Source organism: Natrinema salaciae (assembly GCF_900110865.1).
GTDB lineage: Archaea > Halobacteriota > Halobacteria > Halobacteriales > Natrialbaceae > Natrinema > Natrinema salaciae.
Map to the genome: position 1 here is coordinate 692,188 of NZ_FOFD01000001.1, position 15,161 is coordinate 707,348.

General features: G+C 66.3%; 13 protein-coding genes. 7 read left to right on the forward strand and 6 right to left on the reverse strand.

Annotated features, from left to right (window positions below; all coding sequences use genetic code 11):
• Window positions 1-11: 11 nt before the first annotated feature.
• Entirely contained in the window at window positions 12-1,190 is a 1,179-nt protein-coding gene (locus BMX07_RS03385) for a redox-regulated ATPase YchF (protein WP_090613700.1), read from the forward strand.
• A 114-nt stretch (window positions 1,191-1,304) separates the two neighbouring features.
• Here BMX07_RS03385 and BMX07_RS03390 read toward each other — a convergent pair whose 3' ends face one another.
• The 3 genes from BMX07_RS03390 to BMX07_RS03400 form a co-directional block, all read right to left on the reverse strand.
• A complete protein-coding gene (locus BMX07_RS03390; protein ID WP_090613704.1) occupies window positions 1,305-1,730 on the reverse strand; it encodes an EamA family transporter in 426 nt (141 codons plus the stop codon).
• Between the two features lie 200 nt (window positions 1,731-1,930).
• Window positions 1,931-2,398, reverse strand: coding sequence for a GNAT family N-acetyltransferase (locus BMX07_RS03395; RefSeq protein ID WP_090613707.1), 468 nt, complete (start codon window positions 2,396-2,398; stop codon window positions 1,931-1,933).
• Between the two features lie 235 nt (window positions 2,399-2,633).
• Window positions 2,634-2,939, reverse strand: a complete 306-nt coding sequence (locus BMX07_RS03400) for a HalOD1 output domain-containing protein (RefSeq protein WP_090613711.1) — start codon at window positions 2,937-2,939, stop codon at window positions 2,634-2,636.
• A gap of 314 nt (window positions 2,940-3,253) precedes the next feature.
• Here BMX07_RS03400 and BMX07_RS03405 point away from each other — a divergent pair, with 314 nt between their 5' ends.
• A complete protein-coding gene (locus tag BMX07_RS03405; protein ID WP_175480027.1) occupies window positions 3,254-3,505 on the forward strand; it encodes a hypothetical protein in 252 nt (83 codons plus the stop codon).
• A gap of 59 nt (window positions 3,506-3,564) precedes the next feature.
• Here BMX07_RS03405 and BMX07_RS03410 read toward each other — a convergent pair whose 3' ends face one another.
• Window positions 3,565-4,425, reverse strand: a complete 861-nt coding sequence (locus BMX07_RS03410) for a UbiA family prenyltransferase (RefSeq protein ID WP_090613714.1) — start codon at window positions 4,423-4,425, stop codon at window positions 3,565-3,567.
• 109 nt (window positions 4,426-4,534) lie between these two features.
• On the opposite strand from BMX07_RS03410, the gene BMX07_RS03415 reads away from it, so the two are divergent.
• Window positions 4,535-6,226 carry a thiamine pyrophosphate-binding protein gene (locus BMX07_RS03415; protein WP_090613717.1) on the forward strand — a complete coding sequence of 564 codons (1,692 nt, stop codon included), beginning with the start codon at window positions 4,535-4,537 and terminating at the stop codon, window positions 6,224-6,226.
• Window positions 6,227-6,319: 93 nt separating this feature from the next.
• Window positions 6,320-8,245, forward strand: coding sequence for a sensor histidine kinase (locus BMX07_RS03420; protein WP_090613719.1), 1,926 nt, complete (start codon window positions 6,320-6,322; stop codon window positions 8,243-8,245).
• Between the two features lie 19 nt (window positions 8,246-8,264).
• On the opposite strand, the gene BMX07_RS03425 is transcribed toward BMX07_RS03420, so the two are convergent.
• Entirely contained in the window at window positions 8,265-9,812 is a 1,548-nt protein-coding gene (locus BMX07_RS03425) for a TrkH family potassium uptake protein (protein WP_090613722.1), read from the reverse strand.
• A gap of 136 nt (window positions 9,813-9,948) precedes the next feature.
• Complete coding sequence (locus tag BMX07_RS03430; protein ID WP_090613725.1) at window positions 9,949-11,376, reverse strand: FAD-binding oxidoreductase; 1,428 nt, start codon at window positions 11,374-11,376, stop codon at window positions 9,949-9,951.
• 209 nt (window positions 11,377-11,585) lie between these two features.
• On the opposite strand from BMX07_RS03430, the gene BMX07_RS03435 reads away from it, so the two are divergent.
• The 3 genes from BMX07_RS03435 (at window position 11,586) to BMX07_RS03445 (ending at window position 15,042) form a co-directional block, all read left to right on the forward strand.
• Entirely contained in the window at window positions 11,586-13,316 is a 1,731-nt protein-coding gene (locus BMX07_RS03435) for an alkaline phosphatase D family protein (protein ID WP_090613729.1), read from the forward strand.
• A 199-nt stretch (window positions 13,317-13,515) separates the two neighbouring features.
• The gene (locus BMX07_RS03440; protein ID WP_090613733.1) at window positions 13,516-14,523 is read left to right on the forward strand and encodes a TIGR04024 family LLM class F420-dependent oxidoreductase; all 1,008 of its coding nucleotides are present in this window, start codon (window positions 13,516-13,518) and stop codon (window positions 14,521-14,523) included.
• 123 nt (window positions 14,524-14,646) lie between these two features.
• Window positions 14,647-15,042, forward strand: coding sequence for a DUF7344 domain-containing protein (locus BMX07_RS03445; RefSeq protein ID WP_090613736.1), 396 nt, complete (start codon window positions 14,647-14,649; stop codon window positions 15,040-15,042).
• Window positions 15,043-15,161 lie beyond the last annotated feature (119 nt).

Genomic DNA, 15,161 nt, shown 5'->3' on the forward strand with positions numbered 1-15,161 from the left:
TACCCTGAGCCATGCTTTCGATCGCGCTTGCCGGGAAACCCAACGCCGGCAAGTCCACGTTCTACACGGCGGCGACGATGGCGGAGGTAGACGTCGCCAACTATCCCTTCACGACGATCGATGCCAACCGCGGGGTGAGCTACGTCCGGACGGCGTGTCCCTGCCTCGAGCGCGACGAGCGCTGTAACGCCGACAACTGCGAGGACGGCAAGCGCTACGTCCCGATCGAACTGCTGGACGTGGCGGGACTCGTCCCGGGGGCCCACGAGGGGAAGGGACTGGGCAATCAGTTCCTCGACGAGCTCACGAACGCGGACGTGATCGTCAACGTGGTCGACGCCTCCGGCGGGACCAACGAGAAGGGCGAACCCGTCGATATCGGCGATCACGACCCGCTCGAGGACATCGACTTTATCGAGGAGGAGATGGACCTCTGGCTGGCGGGCATCGTCGAACGCAACTGGGAGTCGGTCGAACGCAAGTCCCGCTCGCCCGACTTCGACATCGACGACGCGCTGGCGGACATGCTCTCGGGCTTCGGCGCGTCGCCGAAACAGATCGCGATCGTCCTCCGCAATCTCGACTATCCGGACGACCCGATCCAGTGGGAGGACGACCACCGGGAAGCCCTCGCTCGGGACGTTCGCCAGCGAACCAAGCCGATCGTCGTCGCGGCGAACAAGATCGACGTCGCCCCCACGGAGAACGTCGATCGCCTGCTCGAGCTGGACAAACCGGTGATTCCCACGACGGCGGAGGGCGAACTCGCCCTCCGGCGGGCCGCCGACAACGGCCTGATCGAGTACGACCCCGGCGACGAGACGATCGAGATCGGCGACGGCGTCACCGACGCCCAGCGCGAGGCCCTCGAGGGGCTCGCGAACACCATGGCCGAGTGGGACGGCACCGGCGTGCAGGCGGCGCTCGACCACGCGGTCTACGACCTGCTCGACCACCTCACCGCCTACCCGGTCGAGGACGCCTCGAAGTGGTCCGACGGGAGCGGCAACGTCTTGCCCGACGCCTTCCTGCTGCCCGACGGATCGACCCCGGTCGATCTCGCCTACGCCGTGCACTCGGACATCGGCGACGGCTATCTGCACGCGGTCGACGCCAGATCGAAGCGCGAAGTCGGCGAGGACTACGAACTCGAGGAGGGCGACGTGATCAAGATCGTGAGTACGAATTGAGAGCGTTCGCACGAACCGCGACGTCTCTCTGCGTCGTGGAAGGCGCGCGTTGACTCGCTTGTTTCGGTAGTACTGGTAGTACTATTCGGTGCCCAACAATTACGCAGGGCGGATCTATCGGGTGACCAAGACGACCCCAATAACTGCGAACGCTATCCCGGCAAGCCTCGTTATCGTAACGTCGTCTCCGAGGACGACCATACCGATGACGGCCGCGATGACGAAGTACATCGCACCGAGCGTGGAGACGATCGTCGTTGACCCTCCGGAGAGGCCGACGTACATCGAAATGAGGCCGATTCCGGTGAACAATCCGGCCGTACCAGCGAGCAGTCCTCCTCTCGCAGTAATGGCGAGCGATGCGTCTGACACGAGGATGAATCCGAGTGCAAGGGGTCCCGCAACAAGATAGGAGATCGCGGCGGCCGTCCTCGGATCGATGGACTCCGACGCAGCGTTGCCCAGGACTACCCAGATTCCCCACGTTACCATCGTAATCAACCCAAAGAAAACAGCCGAATCTATGTCGGGAAGCCCCATCAGTGTACGATTTGTGTCACCACTGGAAAATCCCTCCCCCTTCATCAGATGCGGTTCTTAAATGGCCGCTATTCGAGAATCGAGCGAACTGGTGTGCTGTGTATGCAGCACGTCTCAATAATTAACGGCCATCTGTCATAATTTCTCCCTCGAGTTTTCGCCAGTGTTTCGAGCGGGCAGAGAGACCGACTCACGTCGACTTACTCCAGGGGCTGTGCGTAGTCGACTTGCTTCGGCTGGAACTCCGCGTTGCGATAGAACCGGCGTGCGTCCTCGTTCTGCCACTCGCAGGAAACTTTGAGGTGATCACAGCCTCGCTCGCGAGCGACTTCTTTTACGCGCTCGACGACCGCCGTACCGTGACCGTGACTCCGGTCGTCTTCGTCGATAGCGATGTTTACGATGCGGAGATATTTCGAGTACCGCCGGGAGGGGTGACGGCCCTCGCGGAGCGTGACGAAGCCGATCGTCTCGCCTTCGTGAACGATGAGGTGGTCCGTGATGTCTTCGTCGTCGAGGTGAGCGCGGAAGCCGTCGTCGGGGACCTCGTGAACGTCCGCGTAGGCGAGTTCGTTCAATTCGGCGTACTCCTCCATCTCAGTCGCGAGGTCGTACCAGCGGTCGACGAGCGTATCGAGGTCGTCCGCGGTGGCTTCGACGAGTTCCATACGGGGGGTCCTCAACGCTCGCTCTTCAGGCTTCGCCCGGTGTGGTGGGCACTGACGCGCCATGCAGCTGCGCTACGAGAGATTCCGAGACGCCATCGGACAGAAATCCGAAACTAAAGTCGTGGGCGTTCTCCTCGAATCTCTGTAATAGGGCTGTTCGGCTACTCCCGCTCGAACGGCAGCGCACGGTCGGCCGGCGCACTCTCAGTGAGCTCGAGACGCCGCCCCGTCGCGGTCACTGGTCGCCGACGGTGATCACGAGCCGGCCATCGCTCGCGATCGTGATGTGATGGTGATCGATATCGAACGCGACCTCGACGACGCCGGTCCGATCGGACCCGACGAGCGAATCGAGCGCGTCCGGATCGATGTGCTCGTATACCGTCGTTCCGGCCTCTCGTGCGAGCGCTACCGGCGTCGTTTCTTCGACGGTCGCGACCGCCTCGACGATGGCCTGACTCGGTGTCGTCGCCTCCCAATCGTAGTGTGCTCGGACCGTCTCTCTCCCGGGGTGTGTGTTATCGCGTCTGGATGTCCCCATACACCCGGTTCGACGAACGGGACGAAAAGTCTGTTGTAGAATTTCATCACCAATAATCACTCATTCTGGACGGAACTGACCCGAATCGTACCGACTCCTCCGCAGGACGTCGAAATCCCGCGTCGTCGACCGATCGTCGTCCGCTCGACCGCGCGGTCCGCGATCCACTCGTGTACAGTATCGCGGCACGCTGCTGTCGATAGTACTGAGACGAACGATACGGACGGAAGCCGCGTATTCGGACGGATTTGTGGATTCTCACGGGAACCGTCGAATGGAGATGCGTTTTTGCTCACCGGCGACGTACACGGTTCATGACTCCCCGCCCCGCGCGCATCCCAAACCCCCGGCACGACCGAACGCTGTCCGCGGAGTTAGCTTCCTTCAGAAGCCGTCTCGAGGCCGCGGAGCGTCGCCAGACCCAGCTGCGTAACACGGTCGCCGCGATCGGTCGAGAGGCCGGCGTCTCGGTCGGCTGCCCGTGTGGCCACTGTGACGAGAGCTACACGCTCATCAAGGACGGGACCATGTACTGCCCCCGATGCGGACACCGGCAATCGCTCTGAGACCCCGAGGTCGCGTGATCGCCCGTCACTCGGGACGCGTCGTCGCCGCCACGGTTCGCTCACACCAGTCGGCCGATCGGATCGAACCGGACGGCGGCCACGAGCACCGCGAGGAAGACGTACGACCCGCGGATGAGCAGCATGGTCGCGAGTTCGGGGTCGGCTCGCCGCGCGACGCCGGCGACCGCGGCGAACGCGAGTGCTGCGAGGAGCGCCGTGAGGGGAAAGACCCGAGCGACGGCGAAGGCAACGACGGCCGTTAGTGCAACGGTCATCAGCCCGTAGGCGACGTCGTACGCGCGGTCGGGGCCGAGAACGACCGCGACGGTGCGCTTCTCGATCGAGCGGTCGTAGGCGTAGTCCTGTGCATCGTCGATCACCTTGATCCCCGAGAGGAGCGTGAGGAAGACGACGGCGAAGCCGAGGGGAACGGCGGTGATCGTCGCGGCCTGGACGTAGAAGCCACCGAGCACCGACAGGGCGATACCGAGCGGGTACCCGGTCGTCGCCGTCACCGGGTTCGTGTCGAGCTGTGGCGCGTGGTGATAGGCGATTAGCCACGCGGGGACGGTCAGTGCGACCGCGACCGGGCCGACGAGAACGCCGAGCACGAGACAACACAGCGCGAACGCCGTCGACGACAGCGCGAGCGCGAGTCGACACCCCCGTTCGGTCAGCGGATGGTCGTCGTCCTCGCCGCGAACGTGGAAGTCGACGTACCCGTCCTTGACGTGGGCGGTGTAGACAGCCGCGAACATCGCGGCGACGTGGACCGCCGCGAGCAGCGGGTCGACGCCCCCGGCGAGAATCGCGCCGAACAGCGACGCGGCCAGCGGCGGCGTCATGAAGACGGGATGGACCTGCGACCAGAGGGCTCGAGCCGTCGGACCGACGCCGGTCTCGTCTCTCGCGAGGGCCATATCCCGAGGGACAACGAACTGACGTATAATACCCCGGTCGAGGCCACACACGCTGGAATCGGCTTCCGAAACACACAATTTGATGTGGTGTGCCGTATCACGAAAGAGCATGACAGATGGCTATACTGGTGCGGATCTCTTCACTGACGCTCTCGAGTCCTACGGGGTCGACTACGTCTTCGGTAATCCGGGAACGACCGAACTGCCGATCATGGACGCGATCGGTGAGAGCGACCTCGAGTACAGGCTCGGGCTCCACGAGGATATCGCGGTCGGGATGGCCGGCGGCTACGCCCAGCGGCGGCGATACCACGCCCACCACGACGACTCGATCACCCCGGTCGGCGTGGCGAATCTCCACATCGCTCCCGGGCTGGCCCACGGGCTGGGGAACCTCTACGCGGCCAAGATCGTCGGCGCGCCGCTGGTCGTGACGGCGGGCAACCACAGCACGGACTTCCGTCACGAGGAACCGATCCTCTCGGGCGATCTGGTCGACATGGCCGACCAGTTCTGCAAGTGGTCCGACGAGGTTCTCGACGTCTCGGCCCTGCCGACGATGCTCCGTCGGGCGTTCCGGGTCGCGATGACGCCGCCTACGGGACCCGTCTTCCTCGGGCTCCCGCTGGACGTGATGCTGGCCGAAACCGACGCCGAACCCGAGCGGCTGGGTCCGATTCCCAACGCGGGCAGCGGTGATCCCGCACAACTCGATCGCGCCGCCGACCTGCTGGCCGAGGCCGACGATCCGGTGATGGTCGTCGGCGATCACATCGCCCGCTCGGGCGCGGACGCCGTCGCTGCGGCGGTCGAACTCGCGGAGGCGACGGGGGCCCGCGTCCACGGCGAGATCCTCTCCTGCGAGGTCGACTTCCCGACCGATCACGACCAGTGGGTTTCCTATCTGCCGACCAGCGAGGAGCTCGCCGCGATGCTGATGGACACGGACACGATCCTCTTCGCCGGCGTCTCGACGAATACGACCCTTACCCGCCACGAGGAGGTGCTGGTCGACGACGACACCACCTGCATCCACGTCGGCGACGACGCCTGGCAGGTCGGCAAGAACCAGCCCGCCGACGCGGCCGTGATCGGCGATCCGGGGCTCGTCCTGCAGGGGATCACCGAGCGCGTTCGGGGAGGCCTCTCGGACGACGTCGTCGCCGACCGACTCGAGGACGTCGCGGGGGTCAAAGAGATGGTCGAGGCCAAGATGAGCGGCTACGGTGAAGGCGACGCGGCGGACGATCCGCGGTCGTCGAAGGCCGAACTGGTCGACGCCATGGAGCGGGTCGCGGGCGACGCCGCGATCGTCGACGAGGGCGTTACCTCGAAGTACGCCATGCTGACCCGCTGGGACCTCGCACCCGAGCAGTACATCTCGAACAAAGGCGGCGGGCTCGGCTACGGACTTCCGGCCGCGGTCGGTGCTGCGGTCGCCGAAGGCCAGCGGGACGACCCCCGCGACGTCGTCGGCTTCATCGGCGACGGCTCCTACCAGTACTACCCCCACTCGATCTACAGCGCCGCCCGCTACGATCTCGATCTGACGGTCGTCATCTCGGACAACCGCAACTACCGCATCCTGAAGGACAACACGCTCAACATCATGGGCGGCGAGGAAGCGGACTACGAGTTCGTCGGCATGGACTTCGAGCCGGCGGTCGACCTCGTGCAAAACGCCGAGAGCCACGGGGCACGCGCCGAGCGCGTCGAAACGCCCGACGGGATCGAGGGTGCACTCGAGGAGGCGCTCGGTCGCGACGGGCCCGACGTGCTCGACGTGCTGGTCCACGACTGAGTGTCGCACGGGGGCCGTTCCCATCGCGTCCCGCCACACCCGAACCGGCCGGTAGACACTTGGGCGTCGTCGATGCACAGGTAGCTATCAGGGATGGGCTTGCCGATCGATCCGTACAGCGTCGTCCTGTTGCTCTCGTTCGTCGTCGCCGTCGGCACCGTCGCGGCCGCGTGGCGGACGCGCCCAGCCCCCGGTTCGGCTTCCCTCTCCGCGCTCATGGCGACGGTCGCCGTCTGGCTGGGCGCACACGTCCTCGAGATCGAATCGACGGCGCTGGCCTGGAAGCTACACTGGGCGAACCTCCAGTGGCTGTGCGCCGCCGCGATCCCGACGCTGTTTCTCGTGTTCGCGCTGCAGTACACGGGCAAGGATCGGTGGCTCACCCGCCGCAAACAGGGGCTGCTGGCGATCGAGCCGCTGGTCATGGCCGGGCTGTTGGCGATCAACGACTGGACCCACGTGCTCTGGGGGCCGGCAGGCACGGAGACCGTCGCACTCGCCGGCTGGTGGGAATCGACCGCGACGGTCGCGACCTCGGAGCCGAACGTCGGACTGTTCGTTCACCTCGGATACGCGACGCTCTGTCTCGCGGCCACGTCCGTGCTCGTTCTCGACCTGATCGTGCGAAGCGAACGGCTCTACCGCTGGCAGGGGGTCGTCGTCTTCGTCGCCATCACGGTCCCCTGGGCGACGGCCGTGGTCTCGACCTCGTCGCTCGAGACGATCGGGGTGACACCGATCGGGTTCACCGTCACCGGGCTCGCGATCACCTTCGGCCTCTACCGGTATCGCCTCCTCGAGATCGCACCGATCGCGCGCAGCGAAGTGGTCACGAACCTCGAGAGCGGCGTGCTCGTCGTCGACGCCGACCGCCGGATCGTCGACAGCAATCCGGTCGCACAGGAGATTTTCGGACGCTCCCGCGACGATCTCGTCGGCGAGCCGATCGCGGACGTTGTTCCGGCCGTCGATATCGACCCGTCGATCGACGGGACGCTCGAGACGGACGGCAGTGACAGCGCGACGGGACGCGGGAACGACGATCGGACCGCCGAGGGCGCGACGACCGGCGCGGACGCGGCCAACGACGCCGAGAACCGGCCCGTTCAGTTCTCGCTCGGGGACGAGAGCGATCGCCGCTACTACACCCACTCGACGTCGCCGATCGACGACGGCCGCGGCCGGCCGATCGGCTGGACCATCGTCGTCCACGACGTGACGGAGCGCGTCCGCCGGGAGCGCGAACTCGAGCGAACTAACCGGAAACTCGACGAGTTCGCGGCCGTCGTCAGTCACGACCTGCGGAACCCGCTGACGGTCTCGAAGGGGTATCTCGACCTGCTCGAGGAGGAGTACGATCCGGAGTACGTCCGAACCGTCGCCGAGTCCCACGACCGAATGGAGGCGCTGATCGACGACGTCCTGGCGCTGGCACGACAGGGACAGGCCGCGGTCGAACACGAGCCGATCGCGCTCGAGGCCGTCGCTCGCGCCGCCTGGTCGACGGTCGACACGGACGGCGCGACGCTGTCGATCGTCGACGGGGGGACGGTCGAGGCCGATCGAACGCGGCTCCGGCAGTTACTCGAGAACCTGTTTCGAAACGCCGTGGAGCACGGCTCCGCAGGCGGTCAGGACGGGTACCGTCCTGACGACGTCCTCGAACACGGCCCCGCAAAATCCCGCTTGGGGCGCGAGACGGCGACCGAGCGCGACGAGGCGGCGCTCACCGTCACCGTCGGCACGCTCGAGAACGGGTTCTTCGTCGCCGACTCGGGGTCGGGGTTCGAGGACGGTCCGGCGGCGGTCTTCGAGTCGGGCTATACGACGAGCGAGAACGGGACGGGACTGGGGCTCTCGATCGTCGCGGACGTCTGCGACGAACACGGCTGGGAGGTGACCGCGACCGAGAGCACGGACGGCGGTGCGCGGTTCGAGATCGTCGGCGTCGACGTTCGCGACCCGGCAGCGGACGGCGGGTCGGCGGGGTCGCCTTCGGCAGTCGGTGAGATCGGGTAGCCGTTCCCTCGGCGCCGACCTACGACCGCCAGTACGCCGGCGTCAGGATGACCAGCACGGACAGGATCTCCAGCCGACCGATCCACATGAGAAAGACCATGTACAGCTTCGCAGCCCGGGAGAAGGGCTCGTAGCTGTTCATCGGGCCGACGACGCCGACGCCCGGCCCGACGTTCCCGAGGGTCGCGATCGTGGCACTGGTCGCCTCGAGCGCCGAGAGCTCGAGGCCGGCCGTTCGATGCGCGTCGAGGAACAGCAGGACGGTGGAGACGACGAACAGCGTCAGGAAGAGCGCGATGAAGACGAAGATGCTGTGGATCGCCTGCTCGTCGATGACGTCGCCGGTTCCGCCCATTCGAACCGGTCGTACCGCGTTCGGGTGGACGACCGTGAAGAGTTCGCGACGGATGGACTGCTGGACGACGTACCAGCGGATGATCTTGATCGAACCGGCCGCGGAGCCGGCCGAGCCGCCGAGGAACATCGCGAACAGCAGGATCGCCTGCGTCGACTCGCTCCACGTGTTGAAGTCCATGCTCGCGTAGCCGGTCGTCGTGACGATCGCGATCGCCTGGAAGAGCCCGTGACGCAGCGAGCGCTCGAGGCTGCCCGGAACCGCGGCGACGTATTCGGGGGTGATCGCGAGGCCGACGCCGAGGAACAGCAGCACGGAGAGGAGGCCGCCGACGACGCCCATCGACAGGAGGTACGATCGGAACTCGGTGTTGCTCGTCAACCGTTCGGGGTGGCCGCGCCAGGCGTACCAGTAAAGCGCGAAGTTCGTTCCGGCGATGATCATGAAGAGCATGACCGCCCACTGGACGATCGGTTCGAAGGCCTCGACGCTGCGCCCTTCCGGCGAGAAGCCGCCGGTCGGGAGGGTCGTGAGGGCGTGGGCGACGGCGTTGTAGAACGTCATATTCTCGGCGAGTCCGACGAGCTGGAGTCCGTAGTAGACGACCACGGCGGCGAGCGTAAAGCAGGCGTAGATCAGCCAGAGCGCTCGCGCGGTCTGTCTGATCCGTGGCGTCAGTTTCTCGACCTGAATGCCCGGTGCTTCCTCCCGGATGAGCTGCGTGCCACCGACGGAGAGCTCCGAGAGGATCGCGACCATGAGGACGAGAATCCCCATACCGCCGAGCCACTGGGTGAGCTGTCGCCACATCATGATCGACCGCGAGTGGGTTTCGACGGAGATATCACCCATGACCGTCGCGCCGGTCGTCGTGAACCCGCTCATGCTCTCGAACAGCGCGTTGACGGGGTGTGCGATCGTTCCCGTTCCGGCGACGAGGTACGGAACCGTCCCGACCATCGGAACGACGAGCCACGTCAACGCGACCAGCAGGAACGCTTCGCGGTGCTCGAGCGAGGGATCGGGCTCGAGCCGCTCGAGTCCCGTGCCGACGGCGACGGTGACGACGAGCGCGACGAGAAACGGCAGCGGGTTCTCCCGATAGAACAGCGCGACTACTGTCGGAAACAGCAGCGTCAGCGAGAGATACTTGAGAACGGTGCCGAGGAGACGACAACTTGACCGGACATCAACGTGAATCCTGCGTATCATGTGTATCGAGCCGCACCTGAACCGTGACCTCGTCGGTTCCCCGACCGAACGCGAGTGATCGATCGAACCCGTGGCAGATCAATAAAAACTACGTTAGCATCGCCTCGGGGGCCGCTGTGACGAGCGCCCCGTCGCCTCAGCGGTCCGCGTCGCGGACGCGCTCGCCGTCGGCCGTCTCGGGGAAGATCTTCCCCGGGTTGAGGGTGTCGGTCGGATCGAGCGCCCGCTTGATCGTTCGCATGGTCTCGACCGCGCCCGCACCGTGTTCCGGCTCGAGGAACGTCCGTTTGCCCTGGCCGATGCCGTGCTCCCCCGTCACGGTACCGCCCAGCTCGAGCGCGAGTTCGACGATCTCCCGGTAGAGGCCCTCGGCGCGCTCGAGCTGGTCGGGGTCGTCGGGATCGGCGAGCACGCTGTAGTGGAGGTTGCCGTCGCCCGCGTGCCCGAAGCAGGGAACGAGGAGATCGTGCTCGTCGCCGAGGCGTTTCGCCTCGCGGACGACCTCGGGATAGGCGCTGATCGGCACCGTCACGTCACCCGGGTGGAGCGGCTCGAGGTCCGGATCGTACGCCGAGACGGCGTAGGCCAGTTCCCGGCGGGCCCGCCAGAGCGACGCCATCTCCGCGTCGTCGTCGCTCATCTCGAAGCGGGCGACGCCGTGGTCCTCGAAGATCGTCCGACAGAGGTCGATCTCCGCCTCGACGCCGTGGTTGGCGTGGAACTCGAGGAAGACCATCGGCGCGTCGGGCAGGTCGCTGCCGAGGTAGTCGTTGGCCATCGTCGCGCTCAGTCCGTCGACGAGTTCGATCCGGGCGACGCCGACGTCCGTCCGGACCGCGTCGAAGACGGCTTCGGTCGCGTCCGCGAGCGTCTCGAAGATCGCCCGCCCCCCGCGGATCTGTTCCGGACGGCCGGCGAGTTCGAGCGTGGCCTCGGTGACGACGGCGAGCGTTCCCTCGCTACCGACGATGAGATCGGTCAGGTTGTAGCCGCTCGAAGTCTTGATCGCCCGCGAGCCGGTTCGGACGACGGTGCCGTCGGCGAGCACCGCCTCGAGGGCGAGCACCCAGTCGGCGATCTCGCCGTACCGGACCGTCTGCATCCCGCTGGCGTCGGTCGCGATCATGCCGCCGATCGTCGAAATGTCGCCCGAGGAGGGCAGCGGCGGGAAGAACAGGCCGTCGCCGGCGACGTGATCGTCGACGTCCGAGCCGATGATCCCCGGCCCGACGTCGATCTGGAAGTCGTCCGGTCGGTAGTCGACGACGTCGTCCATCCGCGTGAGATCGAGGCTGATCCCGCCGTGGGCCGGGACGGCGTTGCCCTCGAGGCCCGTCCCCGCGGCGTAGGGCGTCACGGGGACGCCGCGGTCGGTCGCGGCGGCGAGTACCGCCGAAACGTCGGCCGTTCGCTCGGGCCAGACGACGGCGTCCGGGAGCACGCCGTCGTCGTCGAGCCGCTCGGTCCCGTAATCCGTTGCGTGCGATTCCCGTCGCCCGTCCGCGACGGAAACCTGATCGTCCGCGAGGTCGAGGTCCTCGAGGAACGAACAATCGTGTGTCATACGGTCACGTTAGTTACAACCGGTATCAACGTTTCCCACCGGCTCGCTCCTCGAGACAGTTTCGAGCGGGCCACGGGCCGACCGGCGAAACGCGGTTCCCGGCAGCAGTTCGGTAACCCGCTTTCCGTTCCCTCTCCATATGTACTCAGTAATATTCAAAAATATACGAATTATAATGATTCATTAGTCTCTGTTGAGACGGTCATTGTATGTCCGATCGTAACAGCGGACGGCAACGGGCGAACCGACGTGATTTCATCGGGAGCATTGGCACGGCTTCGATTGCTGGCGGACTGGCGGCGCTTCTCGCGGAGCGGAACGTCGCCCGACCGGTGGCGGCGACGGCGACGACCGATCGAGACATCTTCGCGACCGACGAGACGGCCGATCCGGACGCGACCTTCCCGCAGTCGGTCGCCAGCGGTGGCCCGACCGAGAGCGGCGTCATCCTCTGGACGCGACTCGCCCCGGACGCGGTTATCGACAGCGAACCGCTCGGCGTACAGGTCGCGACCGACGACGGCTTCGAGACCGTCGTCTACGAGGGGACGGTTCCTGCCGACCGACTCTCGAGCGCGCACGACTACACCGTGAAAATCGATCTCGATGGACAACTCGAGGCGGACCGGTTCTACCACTACCGGTTCGTCTACGACGGCGTCGCGACCCGGACCGGCCGCTGCCGAACGCTCCCGGCTGCCGACGCCAGTCCCGACTCGCTGTCGTTCGCAGTGCTGACCTGTCAGGACTATCAGAACGGCTACTACGGGGCGTACCGTCACCTCGCGACCGAAGCCGTCGACTTCCTGGTTCACCTCGGGGACTTCATCTACGAGTCTGCCGACGGGTCCTACACCTCGCCGACGACGGACATCAAGGACGGCCGGGACTTCGACCTCCCCAGCGGTGCCGACCTGGCCGAATCGCTGGCCGACTTCCGGACGCTCTACCGGATCTACAGGGGCAACGAGCACCTCCAGCGGGCCCTCGAACGGCACACGGTGATCCACGGCTGGGACGACCACGAGATCGGCAACAACCGTTACTGGGACGACGATGCCGGTGCGCCGGTGCTCCCCGATAAGGACGGCGGTGAGCAACCGGAGACGGCGATGGAGATCACCGCCGACGGGATTCAGGCGTGGATCGAGTACGTGCCGGCCCGCGTCGAGTTCGATCCGACGGAACCGGCGCTACAGGACCAGCTCCGCCTGTGGCGGGACCTCCAGTTCGGCGACCTCGTGGACATGACCGTCACCGACGAGCGTCTCTTCCGCGACGGCCCGCCCTGTGAGGACGGCCGCCGACTCACTTGCACGAGCGAGGAGGCGGCGGACCGGACGATGCTCGGGGGCGAGCAGAAGCAGTACTTCAAAGACTGGGTCGCCGACTCCGACGCCGTCTGGACGGTCTGGGCCAACGAGGTGCTGACGATGCCCCTGACCGTCGGCGACGGCTGGAATCAGGTCGAACTGTTCCACGACTCGTGGGACGGCTTCCAGCACGAGCGCTGGGAACTCATGCAACACATCGCGGACGTCGACCCGCGGAACGTCGTCGTGCTGACGGGGGACCTCCACGCGGCGCTGGCGGGGTACGTCAAGGGCGGCTACGGCGAGATCGAGCCGTTCGAGACGTACGATCGGATCGGCGTCGAACTGATGACGCCCGCCATCTCGAGCGTCAACGCGGCCGACGTCGTCGACTTCCCCGGAGACTGGGACGACGACGCGCTCGCCGCGCTCGCCACGGCGGCGAACGACCACCTCGAGTACGTCGACTGGCATCACCACGGTTACGCCGTCGTCGAGTTCACGCGCGATCACTGCACGTACACCGTCTACGGCGTCGACAAAGACGCAGACCCGCGGGACGCCGACCGGACGACGCTCGCGCGGTATCGCACGCCCGACGGCGAGCCCGAACTCGAGGAACTGTAACTGGCGCTAGAACCGCGTTCGACCGCCCGCTCGAGCGTCGCGTCGGCGTCTCGGCGATGCTGTGAACGACTCGCGACAGCCCCGACCGGTCGCGCGCGTGACTGGACGAAAACGCTACAATTTTATGTGAACGGGTGACGCGGTACGTGGTGATGGCACCACGACGAGCGATCCGACGCCAGACGCGGAGGGGAGCACTGTGAACGCCGAGCTAGACCTGCTGGTTCGTCTCGGCGACTACGATCGGCCGCAGGGGGTCGCCGAGCGCGCTGTGCAGGCGGAGGAGCTGGGCTTCGATCGGATTACGGTCGGCGAGACGACCGGTTGGAACATCGTCCCGCCGCTGACGCTGGCGGCCGATCGCACCGAGGAACTGGGCATCTCGAACGACGTCATCTCGCCGTACGGCCGGACGCCGTCGATGCTGGCGCAAACCGCACTCACGATGCAGGCCGCCGCAGACGGTCGGTTCCGGTTCGGGATCGGTCCGAGTTCGCCCGCGATCACCGAGCGCTGGCACGGCCAGGAGTTCGACCGGCCGCTCCGGCGTACCCGCGAGGTGATCGAGATCATGCGGGCGGTCTACGAGGAGGGCAACCCCGCCTACGACGGCGAAATATTCGACATCCCCGGCCTGGGATACGAGCGCGGACCCAGCGAGAACCCGCCGCCGATCGACGTCGGCACCCTCGGTCCCAAAGCGACCGAGATGGCCGGCCGCTTCGGCGACGGCTGGGCACCCCAGTTGTTCACGAAAGACGGGCTGCGGGATCGGCTCGAGGACCTGGAACGCGGTGCCGAACTCGGCGGGAAGGAGCTTTCGGACCTTCGAGTCGCCCCGATCGTGCGGGGAATCGCCTCGCCGGACCGCGAGGCGGCGCGCGAGAAGGCGCGCGGGACGGTCGCGTTCCTGCTCGGGGCGTACGGTCCGTACTACGGGAATTCGGTCGCCGAGCAGGGGTATCCCGACGTGGTCGAGGAGATCCGAGCCGCGTGGGAAGAGCGGGACACCGACGCGATGGCCGCCGCCCTTCCCGAGGACGTGCTGGACGAACTGGCCCCCGCGGGCACGCCCGACGAGGTCCGCGAGTGGGTCACTGAGTACAGCGAGATCGAGGGCGTCGACGCCGTTCGCCTGGGCTTCGTCAACGGAATGACCGAGGACGACAAGCGAACGACGATGGAAGCGGTCGTCGACGCGACGTAGCTGCCGCCGCCGCCCTCGGTGCCGACTGCGAGCGCCAACGGTGGACTCGCATCGACACAACAGGGGACGTGTTTCGATCGGACTCACACGTGGCATATATACGGTCCGGGCCCTACCGGGAGTATGATTCCACTCCTGAGTTCACCCGAGAGTCTCACCGCATTCGGCGAGACGCGTGCCGACGCCGTGGATACCGCGATGGATCTGCTTGCGGATCGGCGACGGCGCGCGGTGCTGGACTATCTCGAGGAGACCGACGGCACCGCCACCCTCACGGAGCTCGCAGTGGAGATCGCGGCCCGGGAGGCGCGCGTGGAGCCGAACGCGATTTCGGATCACGGCGACGTCTCCGCACGGGATCGCCGGGCCGTCCGCATCTCGTTGCACCACTCCCACGTCCCGAAGTTGGCGAACGCGGACGTGATCGACTACGAAACCGAAACGGAGACGGTGACCCTTACCGATCGCGGACGGTCGCTGCTCTCCCGGCGAGACGCCGTGCAGGGACCCCCGCGGTAGCTCGAGCCGAACCCGGCATGGAAAGGCCGCCAGCGTCCCCGTCGCTACGTTCTCGGACCGATATCGTATGCCGATCGAAGACCAGGCGGTGCGGCTCCTCGAGGAACGGTCTCGTTCTC

What these genes read in the sequence shown, in the direction of transcription:
- BMX07_RS03445 (WP_090613736.1), top strand. Translation starts at nt 14,647, where the DNA reads ATGATTCCACTCCTGAGTTCACCCGAGAGTCTCACCGCATTCGGCGAG.
- BMX07_RS03415 (WP_090613717.1), top strand. Translation starts at nt 4,535, where the DNA reads ATGACAGATGGCTATACTGGTGCGGATCTCTTCACTGACGCTCTCGAG.
- BMX07_RS03425 (WP_090613722.1), bottom strand. Translation starts at nt 9,812, where the DNA reads ATGATACGCAGGATTCACGTTGATGTCCGGTCAAGTTGTCGTCTCCTC.
- BMX07_RS03420 (WP_090613719.1), top strand. Translation starts at nt 6,320, where the DNA reads ATGGGCTTGCCGATCGATCCGTACAGCGTCGTCCTGTTGCTCTCGTTC.
- BMX07_RS03430 (WP_090613725.1), bottom strand. Translation starts at nt 11,376, where the DNA reads ATGACACACGATTGTTCGTTCCTCGAGGACCTCGACCTCGCGGACGAT.
- BMX07_RS03435 (WP_090613729.1), top strand. Translation starts at nt 11,586, where the DNA reads ATGTCCGATCGTAACAGCGGACGGCAACGGGCGAACCGACGTGATTTC.
- BMX07_RS03385 (WP_090613700.1), top strand. Translation starts at nt 12, where the DNA reads ATGCTTTCGATCGCGCTTGCCGGGAAACCCAACGCCGGCAAGTCCACG.
- BMX07_RS03395 (WP_090613707.1), bottom strand. Translation starts at nt 2,398, where the DNA reads ATGGAACTCGTCGAAGCCACCGCGGACGACCTCGATACGCTCGTCGAC.
- BMX07_RS03400 (WP_090613711.1), bottom strand. Translation starts at nt 2,939, where the DNA reads ATGGGGACATCCAGACGCGATAACACACACCCCGGGAGAGAGACGGTC.
- BMX07_RS03390 (WP_090613704.1), bottom strand. Translation starts at nt 1,730, where the DNA reads ATGGGGCTTCCCGACATAGATTCGGCTGTTTTCTTTGGGTTGATTACG.
- BMX07_RS03410 (WP_090613714.1), bottom strand. Translation starts at nt 4,425, where the DNA reads ATGGCCCTCGCGAGAGACGAGACCGGCGTCGGTCCGACGGCTCGAGCC.
- BMX07_RS03405 (WP_175480027.1), top strand. Translation starts at nt 3,254, where the DNA reads ATGACTCCCCGCCCCGCGCGCATCCCAAACCCCCGGCACGACCGAACG.